The organism is Variovorax sp. 278MFTsu5.1 (genome assembly GCF_048305045.1).
Lineage (GTDB): Bacteria > Pseudomonadota > Gammaproteobacteria > Burkholderiales > Burkholderiaceae_C > Variovorax > Variovorax guangxiensis.
The window spans coordinates 1275881-1295563 of the sequence record NZ_CP157622.1 but is presented as its reverse complement, the minus strand read 5'-3'; the positions used below and the strand labels follow the sequence as shown (position 1 = coordinate 1295563).

Below are 19683 nucleotides of genomic sequence, written 5' to 3'. Positions count from 1 at the left end.
TTGTCTCCTGCTGTCATTCTTTTTCTGCCGATGAGCCCCGGCCTGCTTCGAGCCGGGGCTTCACGCGCTGCCGTACTCGGCGGCGGCCGGAGCCGGCCGCCGTCCGCGAACGATCACCGGAGGTCGAAGCGATCGAGGTCCATCACCTTCGCCCATGCGGCCACGAAGTCGCGCACGAACACCTGCTGCGCATCGCTGGAGCCGTAGACCTCCGAGAGGGCGCGAAGCTGCGAGTTCGAGCCGAACACCAGATCGGCGGTGGTGGCGGTCCACTTCGCCTCGCCGCTGGTGCGGTCGCGTCCTTCGAGCACGTTGGCATCGGCGGCCGACTTCTTCCAGCCGGTGCGCATGTCGAGCAGGTTCACGAAGAAGTCGTTGCTCAGCGTCTCCGGCCGCTTGGTGAAGACGCCGTTGGGCGACTGCCCGTAGTTGGCGTTCAGCACGCGCAGGCCGCCGACCAGCACAGTCATCTCGGGCGCGCTCAGGCGCAGCAGCTGCGCCTTGTCGAGCAGCAGGTCGGCGGTGGCCGCGGGGTTGGCGCCCTTGCGCAGGTAGTTGCGGAAGCCGTCGGCCAGCGGCTCCAGCGGAGCGAAGGATTCGACGTCGGTCTGTTCCTGCGATGCGTCCATGCGGCCTGGCGAGAAGGGCACGGTCACGTCCTGGCCGGCCTTCTTCGCGGCGGCCTCGACTGCGGCGTTGCCGGCCAGCACGATCAGGTCGGCCAGCGAGATCTTCTTCTTGCCGCCGGCCTGCGCGCTGTTGAACTCCTTCTGGATGCCTTCGAGCACCGACAGCACCTTCGACAGCTCGGCCGGCTGGTTCACGTCCCAGTCCTTCTGCGGCGCGAGGCGGATGCGTGCGCCGTTGGCGCCGCCGCGCTTGTCGCTGCCGCGGAAGGTCGAGGCCGACGCCCAGGCGGTGCGCACCAGCTGGCCGATGCCCAGGCCCGAGGCCAGCACCTTGGCCTTGAGCGCGGCGACGTCCTTGTCGTCGACCAGCTGGTGGTCGACGGCGGGGATCGGGTCCTGCCAGATCAGCTCTTCCTTGGGCACCAGCTTGCCGAGGTAGCGGGCGCGCGGGCCCATGTCGCGGTGCGTGAGCTTGAACCAGGCGCGGGCGAAGGCGTCGGCGAACTCCTGCGGATTGGCCATGTAGCGGCGCGAGATCTTCTCGTAGGCCGGGTCCATGCGCATGGCCATGTCGGCCGTGGTCATCATGGGAGCGTGGCGGCGCGACGGGTCGTGCGCGTCGGGCACGGTGCCGTTGCCGGTGTCGCCCTTGGGCTTCCACTGGTGCGCGCCGGCCGGGCTCCTGGTGAGCTCCCATTCGTAGCCGAACAGCGTCTCGAAGTAGCTGTTGTCCCACTTGGTGGGCGTGGGGGTCCAGGCGCCTTCGATGCCGCTGGTGGTGGCGTGCACGCCGATGCCGCTCTCGAAGCTGTTCTTCCAGCCCAGGCCCAGTTCCTCGATGTCTGCGCCTTCCGGCTCGGCACCCACTTTGGCAGGGTCGCCGGCGCCGTGGGCCTTGCCGAAGGTGTGGCCGCCGGCGGTGAGCGCCACGGTTTCCTCGTCGTTCATCGCCATGCGCGCGAAGGTCTCGCGGATGTCGCGGGCCGACTTCAGCGGATCGGGGTTGCCGTTGGGGCCTTCGGGGTTGACGTAGATCAGGCCCATCTGCACGGCGGCCAGCGGGTTGGCGAGATCGCGCTCGCCGCTGTAGCGCTCGTCGCCCAGCCACTTGTTCTCGGCGCCCCAGTTGACGTCGTCCTCCGGCTCCCAGATGTCGGGGCGGCCGCCGGCGAAGCCGAAGGTCTTGAAGCCCATGGACTCCAGCGCGACGTTGCCGGTGAGGATCATCAGGTCGGCCCACGAGAGCTTGCGGCCGTACTTCTGCTTGATCGGCCACAGCAGGCGGCGCGCCTTGTCGAGGTTGCCGTTGTCGGGCCAGCTGTTGAGCGGCGCGAAGCGCTGCGCGCCCGCACCGCCGCCGCCACGGCCGTCGAAGGTGCGGTACGTGCCGGCCGAGTGCCAGGCCATGCGGATGAAGAGCGGGCCGTAGTGGCCGTAGTCGGCGGGCCACCAGTCCTGCGAATCGGTCATCAGCGCGTGGAGGTCCTTGACGACCGCGTCGAGGTCGAGCGTCGCGAACTCCTTGGCGTAGTCGAAGTCCTCACCCATCGGGTTGGACTTGGCGGAGTGCTGGTGCAGCAGCTTCAGGTTGAGCTGGTTGGGCCACCAGTCGGTGTTCGCCGCGGCGCGGCGGGCGGTGCCGGTGGTTGCATGGCCCGGGAACGGGCATTTGGCTTCATCGGACAAGGGGTTCTCCTTTGGTTGTCGGGTGCTCGGGGGAGCGGGCTCAGTCTAGGTAGGCCGGGCTGATCCATCAACCAAATTGGGTTCATTGGATGGATAGCGAAGAGCTATGCGCCCTTGCTGTCCCTCCCCGCCCCGATGAAGATTTATTCGCCCGTCTTCGCTCGCGAGCCGGGCACGGCGGCCAACCCCCGGCGAACCGCGGTGGTCGTGTGCCCGCCGAAGCCCCAGTTGTCGGTGTCGACCTCCTCGATGACGATGTGCGTCCAATCCGGCGGCTTGTGGAGCACGCGTTCGAGCGTGTCCGTGACCTCGCGGATGACCTGCGCCTTCTGCTCGGCAGTGTTGCCCTCGCGGGTGATGCGGATGCTGACGAATGGCATGGCCTTATCTCCTTGTCTGTATTTCCTGGTCTCTCTCTCGCCGCTCGGCGCTCAGCGCCCTGCGCTGAACCCGCCGTCCACCGGCAGCACGGCGCCGGTCACGAAGCCGGCGCGGGCAAGGTAGAGCACGGCCTCGTCGATGTCGCGCGTGGTGCCGATGCGGCCCAGCGGGTGCAGCCCGGCGAGCGCCGCGTGGTTGTCGGCGCTGTGCATGGGGGTGTCGACCACGCCGGGCGCCACCGCATTGACCGTCACGCCGTACGGCGCGAGCTCGAGGGCCAGCGCGCGCGTGGCCTCATTGACGCCGCCCTTGAGCGCCACCGCCAGCAGCGCCGGCACGCCGCTGTGGGGCTGCATCGCAATCGCCGCGGTGATGTTGATGATCCTGCCGGCACGCCGCTCGCTCATGTGCTTCGCCGCTTCCTGCGACGCGTAGAGCACGCCCTTCAGGTTGGTCGCGATGTTCTCCTCGATCTCCTGCGGCGTGAACTGGACGAACGGCTTGGCGGTGAAGATGCCCGCGTTGTTCACCAGCACGTCGACGTGGCCGTAGCGCGCGATGGCCTGTGCGAACAACTCGCGCGCCGACTCCGGCCGGCCGACGTCGCCTGCGACGCCCAGGAAACGGCCGCCTGCGTTCAGGCCTTCGGCCGCGGCCTGCAGGCGCTGCTCGGTGCGGCCGGTACCCACGACGTTGTAGCCCTCGCGCAGGAAGGCCTCGGCCAGGCCCAGGCCGATGCCGCTGGTGGCGCCGGTGATGACGACGGTGTTTTCAGACTTGCTCATGGTGGTCCTCGATCAGGTTCGGTTTCGAAAAAAAGTCCGGAAGGGCCGGTGCGGAATCCGCGTTTCGCCACCGGTTGGACTGAACTTTATTGATGACCAGGAGAGCAATAAACACACGCGACTACACTTGTCTTGATACTCCATGTAATCAATATGCAGCGCCAATTCGACGACGTGCTCCTGGGCAGCATCGAGCTGTTCTGCCTGGCGGCCGAGGCCGGCAGCTTCACCGTGGCCGCCAACGCGGCGGGCGTCACGCCGGCGGCGGTGAGCCGCTCCATCGCGCGGCTGGAGAAGCGCCTGGGCGTGCGCCTCTTCGTGCGCTCCACGCGCAGCATCCGGCTCACCGAAGGCGGGCGGGAGTACTTCGAGCAGTGCCGCGCCGCCCTGCATCAGCTGGCGGAGGCCGAGCACAAGCTCACCGGCGAGCAGGTGCAACCTTCGGGAACGCTGCGCATCAGCGCGCCCACCACCTACGGCCACCACCGCCTGCTGCCGCTACTGCCCGGGTTCCGCGAGCGCTATCCGTTGATCAAGGTCGAGGCGCACATCAGCAACCGCAACATCGACCTGCACGAGGAGAACTTCGACGTCGCGATCCGCTTTCGCGCCCAGCCCGATTCGACGATGGTGGCGCGCCACCTGGAAGACGCGAAGCTCGTGGTGGTTGCGAGCCCGGCCTACCTGCGCCGCGCGGGGCAGCCGCTGACGCTGGACGACCTCGCGCGGCACGAGTGCATCCAGTTCGACCTGCCCAGCAGCGGGCGGCAGATTCCGTGGCTGTTCACGGACAACGGGCGCGAGAAGGAAATCCTCTCCACCGGCAACTACAGCTGCGCCGAAGACGTGCTTGCGGGCGTCACGCTGGCCCGGGCCGGCGCGGGGCTGTTCCAGACCTACGGCTTCGTCGTCGAGAAAGACCTGGCGCGCGGCGAGCTGGTCGAGGTGCTGCAGCCCTACGCCGGGCGCTCACGGCCGGTGAGCCTGATCTATCCGCATGCGCGGCTGCTGCCCTCTCGGGTGCGGGCGTTCGTGGAGTTCATCGTGGAGCGCGCCACCTAGGCAAGGGCCCTCAATGCGGCGGAGCCTGGATCTGCCAGTACGTTTCGGCGCCTCGTTTTCTCGGAATCAATCCGGGCCGTTGACCGGCACGCGCACCGCCGTAGAAAAGAGCCATGTCCTCCAGAAGGGCCGGCGAGTCTCCATATTTCGAATGCCCGAGAACGTCGGTGTCGATGTCGCTCGCATCGATGGTCTCGACGCCAGGCGAGAGCGTCAGCGCTGCGCCCGCGATGCCCGCGCGAGGCCTTCCCCAGACGACCCTGGAAGCGTTCAGCGCCTTGTCGTTGTCCGATGCATAGAGGTTCACGGCGTAGCCGGCCTTGACCATCGCCGGCGCGATCTGCACCGTGAAGACCCTGGCGTCGATGTCGGGAGCCGCCAGCGTGACCAGCTTCACCTTGGCGGCCAGCTTCGGGCGATTCAGGGCGAGCGACATCAGCGCATGGGTCGTCGTCCAGGAGCCCATGCTGTGCGCAAGAACGTAGATCTCCTCGGCGCGGGTCTTCTCCCCGAACTGGACGAGGAACTCCTCGAGCGCGGGAATGGAGCTGATGGCCTTGGTGAAGTCCCGCAGGTAGTTGGCGGTTCCCTCGACGGGCGACTCGCCATTCGACGGCCAGCTGAAAAAGGCCGGCACCACGGGCAGCTGCATGTCCACGGCGAGTTGCGCCGTCCTCAGCGCGGCATCGCGGAAGGGAACGTTGAAGCCGTGCACGAACACGAAGCCGATGTTCTTTCGCGGATCGGCGGCAAAGGACCGATTCACCTGAGCGATGAACTCATCGGGCCTCAGGGGCACCGCGTCGAGGAGAAGCATGAACCTGTCCGGGTTGCTCCGGTCCCAGTCGAAGACTGTCGGCGTCTCGACCTCACCTTTTTCATGGATCCATGGCAGGCTGACCAGGGCATACCCATACTGGACTTCCGGCGCCTCGTTGTCATCGAAGTAGACCGGCCTTGCAACCGGGACGCGATTCGTCCCGTAGAACACCGCTACCTTTACCGGATGTCCTTTCTTTGCGTCCTCGATCCGAGGGACAGCCGTCGGAATGCCCAGCGGGGCTGGCGCTGTCGCACAGGCCCCCAGTGCAAGCGCCACGAGAACCTGGGCGCCAAGCAATACGACGAGGCGAGCGCACCGCGTCAGACGCATGAGAAGGCTTGCAGCCATGAATCCCTCCGGAAGTCTTCGACCTGTTTCATCGGACATTGGCAGCGCCAGGACAGCGCCGCCCTGCTCTTTTTTCATGAAGTACCGCGGCGGCGGATTCTCCAGGCACGCCTCATCTTGCGACGGCGCCTGAGAGGAGACATCCCTCGAATTGGTGATGCACCTTTTCGCACTCCGGCGACAAGCCTTCATGGCACGGAACGATAAACTCGGCGCGCTGGCCGAGGGCCCTGCACCACGCGCGAATACCACGCCGGCATCTTCGATCCCCGGGTACTGCGGGATGCTCCAGAAGCACGCCCCCGGCACCGGGCTCCCATTCTTCCCCGCAGAAAAACAGACAACATGCGCAACCGCGTCCTCCAGGTCGCCGCGACAGCAGCGGCCGTTCTTTTTTCAGCGCCCTTCGCGACCGCGCACGAGCTGTGCACGCTGATCGCCGATGCCAATGCCGATTCCGGCAAGGTGCTTCTGCAGCGCGGCCCCGCCTGTTCCGAGCGCGTGACGCCCGCCTCCACTTTCAAGCTCGCCATCAGCCTCATGGGCTACGACGCGGGGGTGCTGAAGGACGCTGCACAGCCGGCCTTGCCTTATCAGGCGGGGTATCCGGATTGGGGCGGCGATGCCTGGCGGCGCGACATCACGCCGGCCACATGGATCAGGGACTCCGTCTTCTGGTACTCGCAGCAGGTTGTGAAGCGGGTCGGGCAGGAGCGCTTCGCGCAATATGTGAAGGCTTTTCGGTATGGCAATGCAGATGTCTCTGCCGTGCCGGTCGATGACCCTGGGCAGAACGGCGTCTGGGTGATGAGTTCCCTGCGCATCTCCCCCGAGGAACAGCTTGCGTTCATGCGCAAGATCGTGCGCCGCCAGCTGCCGGTGAGTGCGCATGCCTTCGACATGACCGCACTCATCGCAAGCTACGGCGCCCCGGTCGACGGCTGGGCCGTGCATGGCAAGACGGGCACCGGGTCGCCAGGCACCGACAACCGCTACGACGCGAGCCGCGCTTACGGCTGGTACGTGGGCTGGGCCACCAAGGGCGCGCGAAGGGTGGTGTTCGCACGCCTCATTCAGGATGAGCAGGCGCTCAGGCCCAACGCGGGCCTGCGTGCGCGCGACGAACTGCTTCGGCTTCTGCCAACCGTAGACCATTGAGGCGGGCATCGCCATGACCGCATTGCGCCGCGCGCTTGCCGCGCTTCTCCTCCTTCTCGGTTCGTCCTGCGTCATTGCCCAGACCTTGGCGCTGACGTTCGACGACGGCCTCGACCCTTCGAAAGAGCCCGCGGCCGCGTCGTGGAACCGGCAGATCCTGGAAACGCTCCGCGATGCGGGCATCACGTCCATGGTGTTTCCAGCACTCGTGCGCACCGGCCCGGCCCAAGGACTGGACCTCATCCGGGACTGGGCGCGCGCGGGCCACGCGGTAGGCAACCACACCTCCCGGCACCGCAGCCTTGGATCGCCTCAAGTGCCGCTTGCGGACTTCATCGGCGATGTCAAGGAGGCCGAAGCCGTGCTGAGCCGGCTTCCTGGCTGGACGAAGATGCTGCGCTTTCCGTATCTCAAGGAAGGCGACACGCTTGCCAAGCGGGACGGCATGCGCCTCTGGATGCAGGCCGCAGGCTACAGGGCGGCACCGGTTTCGATCGACGCGAGCGACTGGTACTACAACCAGGTCTATGCGGCCTGGCTGGACGAAGGAAATGCCGGCAAGGCCGATCGAGTGAAGGCCGCGTACATCGAGCACCTGCTGGACCGCGCGGCCTACTACGACGCCCTGGCCCGGCAGGTCCTCGGCCGCAGCCCTGCCCATGTGATGCTGCTGCACACGAGCAGGATCAACGCCGCCGCTCTCGGCGAATTGATTGCGGCGTTCCGGGCGCGAGGGTGGACTTTCACCGCCGCCAGGACGGCCTTCGACGACCCGGTCTACTCCGTTCGGATCGACACCCTGCCTGCGGGCGAAAGCGTCGTCTGGGCCAGCGCCAAGGCGGCGCAGGTTCCAGGTCTGCGCTATCCGGCCGAGGACTCGGTCTACGAGGAACCGAAGCTGCGCGCGCTGGGACTGGTGCCGGCGCGACTGCTGTGGTAGTGCCGTTCATTGCCAACGATGACCAATTTACGACCTGATCAGACGTTCCCCAGGCATGGAAGGTCGAAGACGTCGAAGAGCGCCGGTCACCGCTCGTGGGGGAAAAGCCGATCGATCGGACAGTGCGTCTTGATGAACGGCGACTTGATGACGATGTAGCTGAAGTACTTCGAGATGCCGATGTTGCGTTCGAGCAGGCTCTCGATCACTTCCTGGTAGTGGTTCACGCCGCGCGTGAGGAAGCGCAACAGGTAGTCGTAGCCGCCGCTGACCAGATGGCATTCGAGCACCTCGTCGACCTCGCGGATCGCGGCCTCGAAGCGCACGAAGTCCTCGCGGTGATGGTCCTGCAGCGTGACCTCGGTGAACACGGTCAGCGTGTCGCCGAGTTTTTCGAGCCGCAGGTGCGCACCGTAGCCGGCGATGTAGCCGGCCTGCTCCAGCCGCTTCACGCGGATCAGGCAGGGGCTGGGCGACAGACCGACCGCGTCGGCCAGGTCGACGTTGGTCATGCGCCCGTTCTTCTGCAGCTGGGACAGGATGCGCAGGTCGAGTCGGTCGATCTTGAATGCTTCTGACATGGCGGAGCCTGACAACGAAACGAGGAATCCCGATTTTGCGACGGCCGCCGATTTCCGAGGGCTCTTTGCGCTTGCTGCTCAGGCCACCAGCGCGGCGCGCACGTCAGGGGCGTCGAGCACCTCGTCGAGCGTTCGCTTCAGGCGCGTGAACAGCTGCGCGAACTCGTCCTCGGTGAAGGTGAGCGCGGGCGCGAAGCCGAGGATGTGGTCGCCGAAGGAACGGAACACCAGGCCGTTGCGGTAGCCGGCCGCGAAGATGCGGTCCGACAGCCCCAGCGCCGCGTCGAAGCGGCGCTTGCTGGCCTTGTCGCTCACCAGCTCCAACGCGCCCAGCAGGCCGCGGTGGCGCGCGTCGCCCACCAGCGGATGGGCGCGCAGCGCCTCCAGCCCGGCCGCGAAATGTGCCGCGCCGCGCTGGCCATTGACGAGGATGCCGCCTTCCTCGTAGAGCCGCAGCACCTCGAGCGCGACGGCCGCGCCCACCGGGTGTGCCGAATAGGTCGCGCCGTGGCCGATGGGGGCACCCGACGGCGCGCCGTCGGCGATGCCTGCGTAGACCTTCTCGGACATCATGGTCGCGCCCATCGGCACATAGCCGGCGGTCAGGCCCTTGGCCATGGTCATCAGGTCGGGCTCCACGCCTTCGGCCTCGCAGGCGAACATGGGGCCGGTGCGGCCGAAGCCGGTGATGACCTCGTCGACCACGAAGAGGATGTCGAGCTCGCGCGCCGCGTCGTGCATGGCCTTGAGCCAGCCCTTGGGCGGCACGATGACGCCGCCCGAACCCTGGATCGGCTCGCAGAAGAAGGCGGCCACGTTGTCGGCGCCGAGCTCGGCCACCTTGGCGCGCAGCGCGGCGACCGAGGAGGCGATCAGCGCCTGCGGATCGGCGCCATGCTCGTGGCGGTAGGCATAAGGCGAGGCGATGTAGTGCTGCGTGGGCAGCGGCAGGTCGAAGCCGCGATGGAAGGCCGGCAGCGCGGTGAGGCCCGCGCCGGTGGAAGATGAGCCGTGGTAGCCGCGCTCCAGCGAGATGAACTGCTTCTTCGACGGCCGGCCGATGGCGTTGTAGTACTGCACGATGAAACGCACGGCGGCATCGACCGCCTCGGAGCCGCCCAGCGTGAGGTACACGCGCGTGAGCGACGCGGGCGTGATCTGCACCAGCTTCTGCGCGAGGCGGATGGCCGGCTCGCTGCTGAAGTGGAAGTAGCCGGTGGCGTAGGGCAGCCGGCGCATCTGCTCGGCGGCGGCCTGCACCACGCTTTCCTGGCCGTAGCCCACGTTCACGCACCACAGGCCCGCGAACGCGTCGAGCAGCTGGCGGCCGTTGCCGTCGGTCAGCCATGCGCCCTTGCCCGAAGACAGCACGGTGGGCCCGCGCTGCTCGTGCACGCGCCAGGGCGAGACGGGGTGGATGAGGTGCGCGCGGTCGATGGCGTCGAGCGCGGCTTGCTGGGGCAATGCGGTGGGGTGTGTCATGGGGTGTGAAGGAGCGAGAGCGAAGGAAGCTTTCGATGCCCTCAGCTTAGGCGGCCCGCGGTGCGAGGTGGTGCTGCTTTGGGGGTGCCGCGCGAAGCAGGCTGCGGTTGTGCACGCCATGCTCAGCAGATCGTGCGGTGGGTCCTTCGCGCCTCTTTTCAGTACCCGCGCGCGCGATCGACCAGCCCCTGCATCGGCTCGCCGACCTCGAAGCGCTCGAGGTTGTCGAGCACCGCTTCGGCCGCGCTCAGCGGCTGCGTCATGCTCGCGATGTGCGGCGTGAGCTGGATGCGCGGATGGCGCCAGAAGGCATGCTCCGGCGGCAGCGGCTCGGGGTCGGTCACGTCGAGCACCGCGTCGCCCATGCGGCCGCTCTCCAGCGCGGCCAGCAGGTCGGCATCGACCAGCTGCGGCCCGCGTCCCACGTGCACGAGGCTCGCGCCTTCGGGCAATTGCGAGAACAGGCGCGCATCGAGAAAGCCGCGCGTCGAATCGGTCAGCGGCAGCAGGCACACGAGGATGTCGGAGCGCGCGAGGAATGCGGGCAGCTCATCTGCGCCGGCGTGGCATTGCACGCCCTGCACCTGGTGCCGCGAGCGGCTCCACCCCGCGCAGTCGAAGCCCAGCGCGACGAGCTGCGCCAGCACGGCCTGCCCGAGCGAACCCAGCCCGAGCACGCCCACGCGCCGCTCGGCGGCGGTGCGCACGGGCAGCGGCTTCCAGCAAGCCTCCTGCTGCTGGCGCCGGTACTGCGGCATGTCGCGATGCAGGCCGAGCACCGCATACGTCACGTACTCGACCATGCCGCGCACGATGCCGGGCTCCACCATGCGCACCACGGGCAGCGCTGGCGGCAGCGACGCGAAGTCGAACTGGTCTACGCCAGCACCGGAGGAGAACAGCACCTGCAGATCGGGGAAGCGCTTCGCCAGGTCGTCCGGCGGCTCCCATGCAGCGAGAAAGCGCACCTGCGACGCATCACCGATATCGGGCCAGATGCGGAAGTCGATGTGCGGGGCGCGGCGGCGGAACACTTCGGCCCACAGGCGCCCGCGTGCGGGGTCGGATTTGTAGAGAAAAGTGAAGGCCCCCACGAACGCCTCCTTCAACCCAGGGCCTGGGTCACGAGGGCGAACAGCGCCGGTGCGTCCGCTGACCGGGCCAGCGGCGCACCGCGTACCATCGTCGTGGGCGCATCCACGCGCAGCAGGCCGATGCTCTCAAGCCATTCGGCCAGGCCGCTATCGAAGTCGACGTCGATGCGCGTGAAGCTGCCCGCATTCATGCCGGCGAGGTGCGCGATCAGCGCCTTCGCGCCCTCGGCACTGGGCGCGACCACCGGGCCGATGACATGGCCGCGGCCGAAGCGGCGCAGCATGGCAAAGCCCTTGGGGGTGTTGTCGTGGTCGAACACCACGCAGGCGTCGGCGGTGGCGAGCAGGTCAGCGATCAGTGCGTCGCGCGGCATGCCGCGCGCCGCGGCATCGAGCGCCTGCAGCGCAGGCAGTTCGTTCAGGCCCGCGGGCCGCAGGCGCCAGCCGCGCTGCAACGCAATCAGCGGCGCCGGCTGCGCAATGCCCTGGTGCTGCCGGACTTCGCCGGTCCGCACGAAACCGAGCCGCTCGTACAGGCCCCGACCTTCCGACGTGGCGTGCAGCAGCACGGTGCGGTCTTCCATCCCTTCGAGCAGCGCGGTCATGAGCCGATGCCCGATGCGGCGGCCCTGGCATGCGGGCGTGACGATCACCAGGCCGATGGTGGCGTGGTGCTCGCCCCAGCGCCAGCGCAGGGCGGTGGCGATGATCTCGCCGTCGCGCTCGACCACGGTGCCTTCGGCGTGCGCGAACATCTGTTCCCAGTCGGCCGGCCGGTGCGGCCAGCGCAGTTCGGCGGACAGCGCATGGGCGTGCGGCAAGTCGGCGGAAGTCATCGGTCTGAGCACCACGCCGTCCATGGCGGGTGCGTTCGTGGCGGGTTCGGGCATCGGGAAGTCTCTCTGTTGCGGCTGGAATGGCACGCCTATCTTGGACGACATTGCGGCGCTGCACCAGACCGAATCGGCTCTTCGCAGCAACTCGCAAGCTTCGCCTGCCACGCACCCCGGTCTTGCAATTTACTGCGGTGGCGCGCCCCCATACGCACACAAATGCCGCGTCGATCTGCCTAGCATCGGTCGGCCCGGATCTACGCCCATCGCCCCCCTCTTCTCTTCGCCCCTCTCCACCTGCCCCGTGCCATGGAAGCCTTCGATTGGAAACCTATCCAGCTGCGTGCGGGCCGTGCGGCCGGCACACGCTCGCGCCCGGCGCCTGTGCTTCAAAAGCGTGCCCGTCGACTTCGCCGCGACGCAGCGAGGTGCGTGGCCGCACACCGAAAGGGCGGACAGCACGGCATGCTGCCGCCGCCCCCGTAAACCGCAGCTTCGGTTCGGGCAGCACCTTTTTTCCCTACATCCCCCAAGCGACTGCGTGCTGCAATCACTTCGTAATGAGCTTGTCGCAATTCCTGTCTATTCGCCACCTTGTTCGCCACTTCTGAAAAAGGATCGAGACCATGACCTTCCGTCCCAAGTACGTGACCTTCGACTGCTACGGCACCCTCACCCGGTTCCGCATGAAGGAGATGGCCGCAGACCTGTTTGCCGACCGCATTCCCGCAGAACGCATGGAGGAGTTCCATGCGGACTTCACCGCCTACCGCTTCGACGAGGTGCTGGGCGCGTGGCAGCCCTACGAGGTGGTGCTGAAGAACGCGGTGCGTCGCCTGTGCCGCAAGTGGAAGATCCAGTACTTCGACCTCGACGCGCAGAAGATCTACGACGCGGTGCCCACCTGGGGCCCGCACGATGACGTGCCGGCCGGCCTGGCGAAGGTCGCGAAGGAAATCCCGCTGGTGATCCTGTCGAACGCCTCGGACGACCAGATCCAGAAGAACGTCGCGATGCTGGGCGCGCCCTTTCACCGCGTCTACACCGCGCAGCAGGCCCAGGCCTACAAGCCGCGCCTGACGGCCTTCGAATACATGCTCGACTCGCTGGGCTGCAACCCCGAGGACGTGCTGCACGTGTCGTCCAGCCTGCGCTACGACCTGATGTCTGCCGACGACCTGGGCATCGTCAACAAGGTGTTCGTCAATCGCGGCCACGGGCCGGGCAACCCGGCGTACCGCTACACGGAAATCCAGGACATCGGCGGCCTGCCCGGCGTCGTCGGCCTCTGATCTCCCTTTCACGCAGCCACACACAGCACCACGCCATGAAGCTCGACTCCTACTGGACCGATTCGGCACCCGCCTTCGTGCCCGAGGCGCGCGAGCTGCCGGCGCGGGTCGACGTCGCCATCGTCGGCGGCGGCTTCACCGGCCTGTCGGCGGCGCTCGCGCTGGCCCGGCGCGGCGCGAGCGTCGCGGTGCTGGAGGCCGGCACGCGGGTGGCGGCCGAAGCCTCGGGGCGCAACGGCGGGCACGTCAACAACGGGCTGGCCGTGGACTACGCCGATGTGGCGGCCAAGGTCGGCGTGGAGCGCGCGCGCGGCTGGTATCGCGCCTACGACGACGCGGTCGACACGGTGGAGCGGCTGGTGCGCGAGGAAGCCATCGACTGCGACTTCCTGCGCCACGGCAAGCTCAAGCTCGCAACGCGGGCGAACCAGATGGCCGCGCTCGAGCGCAGCGCGCAGCGGCTCATCGACGACGGCGTGGACAGCGACGTCGAAGTGCTCGACGCGGCCCGCGTGCGCGCCGAGGTGAGCAGCGAGCGCTTCCACGGCGGCCTGCTCTACAAGCGCAGCGGCCAGATGCACATGGGCCGCTTCGCCGGCGGGCTTGCAGCGGCCGCGCAGCGCGGCGGCGCCTCGATTCATACCGGCACGGAGGTGAGCCGCATCGAGCGCATCGGCGGCAGCGGCCATGCCCACCGGCTGCACACCGGGCGCGGCGCCGTCGTCACCGCGCAGCAGGTCCTGCTGGCCACGGGCGCGACGCGCCATGGCGGCTACGGCAGCTTCGGCTGGCTGCGCCGGCGCATCGTGCCCATCGGCAGCTTCATCGTCGTCACCGAGCCGCTGGGCGAGCAGCGCGCGAAGGCGCTGCTCGCGGCGCGGCGCACCTACACCACCATCGCGAACATCCACCACTACTTCAGGCTCACGCCCGACCACCGGCTGGTGTTCGGCGGCCGGGCGCGCTTCGCAGTTTCCAGCCCGCAGTCGGACGCCGCCAGCGGCGACATCCTGCGGGCCGGCCTGGCCGAAACTTTTCCGCAGCTCGGCGCGGTACGGCTCGACTACTGCTGGGGCGGCCTCGTCGACATGACGCAGGACCGGCTGCCGCACGCCGGCGAGCGCGACGGCCTCTACTACGCCATGGGCTACAGCGGCCACGGCACGCAGATGTCGGTGCACATGGGCCAGCGCATGGCCGCCGTGATGGGCGGCGATGCCGGAGCCAACCCCTGGCAGGGCCGCGACTGGCCCGCCATTCCCGGCCACTTCGGCCCGCCGTGGTTCCTGCCGGCGGTGGGCCTCTATTACCGGCTCAAGGACAGGCTGGCCTGAGAGCGGGCTGTCCGGCGTTCGTTCTTCCGACTGATTTCTTTCACCCCACGGCCCCCCAGGAGCACCCACCATGAGCGACAGCAGCAGCGACTACAAGAGCTTCCAGAACCTCGTCGGCCCCGACGAAAGCCTTCGCGTGATGACATCGCTTCGGCGCGGCGCCACGCGGCGCGACATCCTGTCGATGCTGATGGCCGGCGGCATGCAGGCCACGCTGGCCGGCAGTCTCGCGGGCGTGGCCTTGTCGGCGCATGCGCAGACGCCGCGGCGCGGCGGCCGCATCCGGGTGGCCGGCGCCACCGCCGCGGCCACCGACACGCTGGACCCCGCCAAGCAGTCGAACCAGACCGACTACGCGCGCTGCAACATGGTCTACAACAGCCTGACCTCGCTGGACGGCAGCCTCACGCCGCAGCCCGCGCTGGCCGAATCGTTCAACACCAAAGACGCCAAGACCTGGGTGTTCACGCTGCGCAAGGGCGTGGTGTTCCACGACGGCAAGCCGCTCGCGCCCGCCGACGTGGTGTTCTCGGTGATGCGCCACAAGGACCCGGCCACCGCCTCCAAGGCCAAGGTGCTCGCCGACCAGATCGAGAGCGTGAAGGCCACGGGCCCGAACGAGGTGACCATGGTGCTGAGCGCGCCCAACGCCGACCTGCCGGTGATCCTGGGCACCTATCACTTTCACATCGTCAAGGACGGCACCACCGATTTCAACGCCGGCATCGGCACCGGCCCCTACAAGCTCAAGGAATTCAAGCCCGGCATCCGCTCGGTGGTGGTGCGCAACGAGGCCTATTGGAAGCCGGGCAAGCCGTACCTCGACGAGATCGAGTTCGTCGGCATCGGCGACGAGAGCGCGCGCGTCAACGCTCTGCTGTCGGGCGGCATGGATCTCGTCGGCGTCGTCAACCCGCGTTCGGTGGAGCGCGTGAAGGGAACGCCCGGCTTCAGCATCTTCGTCACCCAGTCGGGCCAGTACTCCGACCTTGTGATGCGCAAGGACGTGGGCCCCGGTGCAAACCCCGACTTCGTGCTGGGCATGAAGCACCTGTTCGACCGCGAGCAGATGAAGAAGACCATCGCGCTCGACTACGCGGTGGTCGCCAACGACCAGCCGATCGATCCGACCAACCGCTTCCACTTCGCGGGCCTGCCGCAGCGGCCCTTCGACCCCGAGAAGGCGAAGTTCCACCTGCAGAAAGCCGGCATCACGGGCAAGGTGCCGATCGTGGCTTCGCCGGTGGCGCTGTACTCGGTGGAGATGTCCCTAATGTTGCAGCAGACGGCGCAGCGCGTGGGCCTGGAGCTGGACATCAAGCGCATGCCGGCCGACGGCTACTGGTCGAACCATTGGCTCAACAGCCACGTCGGCTTCGGCAACGTCAATCCGCGCCCGAGCGCGGACGTGCTGCTCACGCAGTTCTTCCAGTCGGGTGCGGCGTGGAACGAGTCGCGCTGGAAGAGCGACAAGTTCGACCAGCTGCTTCTGGCCTCGCGCGCCGAGACCGACCTGGCCAAGCGCAAGCAGATGTACGCCGACATGCAGACCATGATCCACCAGGACGCGGGTATCGGCATTCCGCTGTTCCTCTCGAGCATCGACGGCCACAGTTCCAAGCTCAAGGGCCTGTCGCCCATCCCGCTGGGCGGCCTCATGGGCTATCAGTTCGCCGAGAACGTGTGGCTCGAGGCATGACGCGCGCGAGCCGCCGTTCTCCGGGATGCTCGCCATGAACCGCGTAATCCTCAAGCTACTCGGCCAGCGCATCGCATTGGCGCTGCTGTCGCTGCTGGCTGTGTCGGTGGTCGTGTTCTCGATCACCGCGGTGCTGCCCGGCGATGCCGCGCAGGAACAGCTCGGCCAGGACGCCACGCCCGAAGCGGTGGCGGCTCTGCGCGCCCAGATGGGCCTGGACGTGCCGGCGCCCGAGCGCTACGCGAAGTGGCTGCTCGGCATGCTGAAGGGCGACCCCGGTCTCTCCTCCAGCACGCAGACCCCGGTGGCCGAGCTCGTGGCCAGCCGCCTGCCCAACTCGCTGCTGCTGGCGGCCGTCACGGCGCTCTTCTCGGTGCCGATCGCATTGACGATTGGCATCGCCTCGGCGGTGTGGCGCGGATCCTGGCTAGACCGCGCCGCCTCGACGGGCGCCGTGGCGGTGGTGTCGGTACCGGAGTTCCTGGTGGCGACGCTGGCGGTACTGGTGTTCGCGGTGAAGCTGCGGTGGCTGCCGGCGCTTTCCTTCGTGAGCGACATCGACTCGCTGGGCCAGATGCTGCAGGCCTTCGCGATGCCGGTGCTGGTGCTGTGCTGCGTGATCGTCGCGCAGATGATGCGCATGACGCGCGCGGCCGTCATCGACCAGTTGGAGGCGCCCTACATCGAGATGGTGCGGCTCAAGGGGGCATCGCCAATGCGCACGGTGCTGGCGCACGCGCTGCCCAACGCGGTGGGGCCGATCGCCAATGCGGTGGCGCTGAGCCTGTCGTACCTGCTGGGCGGCGTGATCATCGTCGAGACCATCTTCAACTACCCGGGCATCGCCAAGCTGATGGTCGACGGCGTCTCGCAGCGCGACATGCCGCTGGTGCAGACCTGCGCCATGATCTTCTGCGGCGCCTACCTGATCCTGGTGACCGCGGCCGACGTCTGCGGCATCGTCGCCAACCCGCGGCTGCGGCACCGCTGACGGGGAACCATCATGGAATCGTCCACTTCTTCCCCTGTCCTGAACGCGGCCACGCAAACGCTGCCACCATCACCCGCGCCTCGGCGCAACCCGCTTCGCGGGCTCGCCGGCTTCGGGCCTTCGGGACTGCTCGGTCTCGCGGTGCTGCTCTTCTGGGTGCTCGCGGCGGCATTCGGTCCCTGGCTGCTTTCGTTCAGCGCGGCTGCCGCCGGCACCTCGAACGTCTTCGCGCCGGTCAGCGCAGCGCACTGGCTGGGCACCGACTACCTGGGCCGCGACATGCTGGCGCTGGTGATCGAGGGCGCGCGCTACACCGTCGGCGTGGCGCTGCTGGCGACGCTGCTGGCCAGCGGCACCGGCACCACGCTGGCGCTGCTGGCGGCAGCCGGCAGCCGCTGGACCGACGCCACGCTCAGCCGCTGCCTCGACACGCTGACGGCCATCCCGAGCAAGATGTTCGCGCTCATCATGGTGGCGGGCTTCGGCTCCTCGGTGCCGATGCTGGTGGTCACGGCGGCCATCATCTACGTGCCGGGCGCCTTCCGCATCGCACGCTCGCTGGCGGTGAACATCAACGCGCTCGACTACGTGACCGTGGCGCGCACGCGCGGCGAGGGCACGCTCTACATCATGCTGCGCGAGATCCTGCCGAACATCGTCGGCCCGATGCTGGCCGACCTGGGGCTGCGATTCGTCTACATCGTGCTGCTGCTGGCGAGCCTGAGCTTCCTGGGCCTGGGCATCCAGCCGCCTGCCGCCGACTGGGGATCGCTGGTGCGCGAGAACATCGGCGCGCTGGCCATGGGCGGCGCCTCGGTGATCGTGCCGGCGCTGGCCATCGCGAGCCTGACCATTGCGGTCAATCTTGTAATCGACAACCTTCCTGGCCGTCAGGCCCGGGAACGAGGAGCACGCTGATGGGAGCCTCACTCACCGTCGAAAACCTGAGCATCAGCGCCGGCACCGCCACGCTGGTCGACAACCTGAGCTTCTCGGTGCAGCCCGGCGAGGTGCTGGCGCTGATCGGCGAGTCGGGCTCGGGCAAGACCACCACCGCGCTGGCGCTGATGGGCCATGCGCGCCACGGCTGCAGCATCTCGGGGGGGCGGGTACGCATCGGCGACACCGACGTGCTGGCGCTCGATGCACGTGCGCAGCGCGCGCTTCGGGGGCGCACCGTGGCCTATATCGCGCAGAGCGCGGCGGCCTCCTTCAACCCCTCGCGCATGATCATGGACCAGGTGGTGGAGCCGACCGTGATCCACGGCCTGTGCAGGCGCGCCGAGGCCGAGGCGAAGGCGGTGCAGCTCTTCCGCGAGCTGGCGCTGCCCGACCCCGAGGGCATCGGCTCGCGCTACCCGCACCAGGTCTCGGGTGGCCAGCTGCAGCGGCTGATGGCGGCGATGGCTCTCATCGGCGACCCCGACCTGGTGATCCTCGACGAGCCGACCACCGCGCTGGACGTGACCACGCAGATCGAGGTGCTGCGCGCCTTCCGCCGCGTGGTGCGCGAGCGCCGCGCCACCGCGGTGTACGTAAGCCACGACCTCGCGGTTGTGGCGCAGATGGCCGACCACATCCTGGTGCTGCGCAACGGCACCATGCGCGAGCTCAACGCCACCGGACAGATCCTCACCGCGCCGGCCGACGACTACACGAGAAGCCTGCTGGCCGCCGCGCGCCCGCAGGTACGCACGCCGGCCAACGCCACGGACGACGGACGCGAGCTGCTGCTTGAAGTGCGCCAGCTCTCGGCCGGCTACGGCCCGGTCGATGCGCAGGGGCGCCCGGCCAAGCCGATCCTGCAGGACATCGACCTGAAGCTCTACCGCGGCCAGGCCATCGGGGTGATCGGCGAATCGGGCTCGGGCAAGACCACGCTGGCGCGCGCGGTGGCGGGGCTGCTCAAGCCCAGCAGCGGCAGCGTGCTGTTCCATGGCCGCGAGCTGAAGCCGACGCTGCAGCAGCGCGAGCGCGACGAGCTGCGCCGCATCCAGATCGTGTTCCAGATGGCCGACACGGCGCTGAACCCCTCGCAGACCATCGAACGCATCCTGGCGCGGCCGCTGGAGTTCTACAAGGGACTGCGTGGCGAGCCGCTGCGCAGGCGCATCGGCGAGCTGCTCGACCTGGTGAAGCTGCCGCGCACCGTGGGCGGACGCCTGCCGGGCGGCCTCTCGGGCGGGCAGAAGCAGCGCGTGAACCTCGCGCGCGCGCTGGCGGCGGAGCCGGACCTGATCCTGTGCGACGAGGTGACCTCCGCGCTCGACACCGTGGTGGGCGCGGCGGTGCTCGACCTGATGGCCGAGCTGCGACGCGAGCTGGGCGTGTCGTACCTCTTCATCAGCCACGACCTGCACACGGTGCGCGCGGTGTGCGACGAGATCGTCGTGATGCAGCACGGCCGCAAGCTCGCGCAGGTGGCACGCGCCGACTACGACCGTGGCCCGCACCACCCCTACTACGAGCTGCTGGTGCGCTCCGTGCCCGAGCTGCGCCAGGGCTGGCTCGACGACATGGACCGTGCGGCAGCCGCCGCCGCCCTCGCATCATGAGAAAGACAGA

17 protein-coding genes are annotated in these 19683 nt (G+C 68.2%); 9 read left to right on the top strand and 8 right to left on the bottom strand.

The window, feature by feature from the left end; all coding sequences use genetic code 11:
• Positions 1 to 113 precede the first annotated feature (113 nt).
• The 3 genes from katG to ABL844_RS05645 all read right to left on the bottom strand — a co-directional run bounded on the left by katG (position 114) and on the right by ABL844_RS05645 (position 3481).
• Positions 114 to 2315: a catalase/peroxidase HPI gene (gene katG / locus ABL844_RS05655; protein WP_418130725.1), complete on the bottom strand. Its 2202-nt coding sequence runs from the start codon at positions 2313 to 2315 to the stop codon at positions 114 to 116.
• Between the two features lie 143 nt (positions 2316 to 2458).
• A complete protein-coding gene (locus ABL844_RS05650; RefSeq protein WP_418130724.1) occupies positions 2459 to 2695 on the bottom strand; it encodes a tautomerase family protein in 237 nt (78 codons plus the stop codon).
• Positions 2696 to 2746: 51 nt separating this feature from the next.
• Positions 2747 to 3481, bottom strand: coding sequence for an SDR family NAD(P)-dependent oxidoreductase (locus tag ABL844_RS05645; RefSeq protein WP_418130723.1), 735 nt, complete (start codon positions 3479 to 3481; stop codon positions 2747 to 2749).
• Between the two features lie 153 nt (positions 3482 to 3634).
• On the opposite strand from ABL844_RS05645, the gene ABL844_RS05640 reads away from it, so the two are divergent.
• Positions 3635 to 4543, top strand: a complete 909-nt coding sequence (locus ABL844_RS05640; protein ID WP_418130722.1) for a LysR family transcriptional regulator — start codon at positions 3635 to 3637, stop codon at positions 4541 to 4543.
• Positions 4544 to 4553: 10 nt separating this feature from the next.
• Here ABL844_RS05640 and ABL844_RS05635 read toward each other — a convergent pair whose 3' ends face one another.
• Positions 4554 to 5792, bottom strand: coding sequence for an alpha/beta hydrolase (locus ABL844_RS05635; RefSeq protein ID WP_418130721.1), 1239 nt, complete (start codon positions 5790 to 5792; stop codon positions 4554 to 4556).
• Between the two features lie 267 nt (positions 5793 to 6059).
• Here ABL844_RS05635 and blaOXA point away from each other — a divergent pair, with 267 nt between their 5' ends.
• Positions 6060 to 6872 carry a class D beta-lactamase gene (gene blaOXA, locus ABL844_RS05630; RefSeq protein WP_418130720.1) on the top strand — a complete coding sequence of 271 codons (813 nt, stop codon included), beginning with the start codon at positions 6060 to 6062 and terminating at the stop codon, positions 6870 to 6872.
• Positions 6873 to 6885: 13 nt separating this feature from the next.
• Entirely contained in the window at positions 6886 to 7812 is a 927-nt protein-coding gene (locus tag ABL844_RS05625) for a polysaccharide deacetylase family protein (protein WP_418130719.1), read from the top strand.
• An 86-nt stretch (positions 7813 to 7898) separates the two neighbouring features.
• Here the strand turns inward: ABL844_RS05625 and ABL844_RS05620 are convergent, their stop codons facing one another.
• The 4 genes from ABL844_RS05620 to ABL844_RS05605 form a co-directional block, all read right to left on the bottom strand.
• On the bottom strand, positions 7899 to 8393 hold the full coding sequence (locus ABL844_RS05620; RefSeq protein WP_126021302.1) for an Lrp/AsnC family transcriptional regulator: 495 nt from the start codon (positions 8391 to 8393) through the stop codon (positions 7899 to 7901).
• Positions 8394 to 8471: 78 nt separating this feature from the next.
• Positions 8472 to 9875 (bottom strand): aspartate aminotransferase family protein, encoded by a 1404-nt coding sequence (locus ABL844_RS05615; RefSeq protein ID WP_418130718.1) that lies wholly within the window; start codon positions 9873 to 9875, stop codon positions 8472 to 8474.
• 158 nt (positions 9876 to 10033) lie between these two features.
• Positions 10034 to 10969 (bottom strand): 2-hydroxyacid dehydrogenase, encoded by a 936-nt coding sequence (locus ABL844_RS05610; protein ID WP_418130717.1) that lies wholly within the window; start codon positions 10967 to 10969, stop codon positions 10034 to 10036.
• An 11-nt stretch (positions 10970 to 10980) separates the two neighbouring features.
• Positions 10981 to 11859, bottom strand: coding sequence for a GNAT family N-acetyltransferase (locus ABL844_RS05605; RefSeq protein ID WP_418130716.1), 879 nt, complete (start codon positions 11857 to 11859; stop codon positions 10981 to 10983).
• Positions 11860 to 12428: 569 nt separating this feature from the next.
• On the opposite strand from ABL844_RS05605, the gene ABL844_RS05600 reads away from it, so the two are divergent.
• The 6 genes from ABL844_RS05600 (at position 12429) to ABL844_RS05575 (ending at position 19673) form a co-directional block, all read left to right on the top strand.
• Positions 12429 to 13094 (top strand): haloacid dehalogenase type II, encoded by a 666-nt coding sequence (locus tag ABL844_RS05600; RefSeq protein WP_184634882.1) that lies wholly within the window; start codon positions 12429 to 12431, stop codon positions 13092 to 13094.
• Positions 13095 to 13129: 35 nt separating this feature from the next.
• Positions 13130 to 14428 (top strand): NAD(P)/FAD-dependent oxidoreductase, encoded by a 1299-nt coding sequence (locus ABL844_RS05595; RefSeq protein WP_418119228.1) that lies wholly within the window; start codon positions 13130 to 13132, stop codon positions 14426 to 14428.
• Between the two features lie 70 nt (positions 14429 to 14498).
• Positions 14499 to 16127 (top strand): ABC transporter substrate-binding protein, encoded by a 1629-nt coding sequence (locus ABL844_RS05590; RefSeq protein WP_184634878.1) that lies wholly within the window; start codon positions 14499 to 14501, stop codon positions 16125 to 16127.
• Positions 16128 to 16161: 34 nt separating this feature from the next.
• Positions 16162 to 17118, top strand: coding sequence for an ABC transporter permease (locus ABL844_RS05585; protein ID WP_126021309.1), 957 nt, complete (start codon positions 16162 to 16164; stop codon positions 17116 to 17118).
• A 12-nt stretch (positions 17119 to 17130) separates the two neighbouring features.
• Positions 17131 to 18036: an ABC transporter permease gene (locus ABL844_RS05580; RefSeq protein WP_184634876.1), complete on the top strand. Its 906-nt coding sequence runs from the start codon at positions 17131 to 17133 to the stop codon at positions 18034 to 18036.
• The gene (locus ABL844_RS05575; RefSeq protein WP_418130715.1) at positions 18036 to 19673 is read left to right on the top strand and encodes an ABC transporter ATP-binding protein; all 1638 of its coding nucleotides are present in this window, start codon (positions 18036 to 18038) and stop codon (positions 19671 to 19673) included. Before ABL844_RS05580 ends, ABL844_RS05575 begins: the two co-directional genes overlap by 1 nt.
• The last annotated feature ends 10 nt before the right edge of the window (positions 19674 to 19683 follow it).